The sequence below is a fragment of the Planomonospora antibiotica genome, from assembly GCF_014647955.1.
In the GTDB taxonomy this organism is placed as follows: Bacteria; Actinomycetota; Actinomycetes; order Streptosporangiales; family Streptosporangiaceae; genus Planomonospora; species Planomonospora parontospora.
In genome coordinates this window covers 1-565 of record NZ_BMQE01000168.1, presented here as the reverse complement: position 1 = coordinate 565, position 565 = coordinate 1, and the positions used below count along the sequence as shown (strand labels likewise).

At 72.7% G+C, this 565-nt stretch carries 1 protein-coding gene; it reads left to right on the top strand.

Annotated features, from left to right (window positions below):
* Positions 1-565, top strand: a 565-nt coding sequence (locus IEZ06_RS35960; RefSeq protein ID WP_189241130.1) for a winged helix-turn-helix domain-containing protein, incomplete at both ends; no start/stop codon positions are given.

Below are 565 nucleotides of genomic sequence, written 5' to 3'. Positions count from 1 at the left end.
AGGCGGTGGTGCGCGATGTCACGCCCCGCCAGGTGCTGGGCACCGCGGTGGTGCTGTGGACACGGGCGCTGGTGGCGATGGTGATCTCCGCCTGGTTCGGCATCGGATTGTCGGTGGCGGCGACCGGACGATTGCTGCACGCACTGGGCCTGTCGGTGCAGCGTCCGGTCTACCGGTCGCCGCGGCGCGATGAGGCGGCCATCGCCCGCTGGATGGGCGCGGTCTTCCCGCGGATCCGCCGCGGCGCGCGCAGGCGGGGAGCGGTGGTGCTGTTCGCCGACGAGATGAGCATGCGCGTCGATCACCGCTCGGGCACCACCTGGGGCGTGGTCGGGCGTACTCCGGTCGCGCACGCGGGGGCGGGCCGCCGGTCGGTGAAGATGTTCTCGGCCCTGGCCTGCGACGGCACACTGCGTTACCGGCTGGGGCACGGGGTGATGGACCGCTGGGCGTTCATCGGGTTCTGCGCGCAGCTGCTGCGGACCATCACCCGGCCGATCGTCCTGATCGTCGACGGCTCCTCGATCCACACCGCCCGGGCGGTCCGCGACTTCGTCGCGCGCTC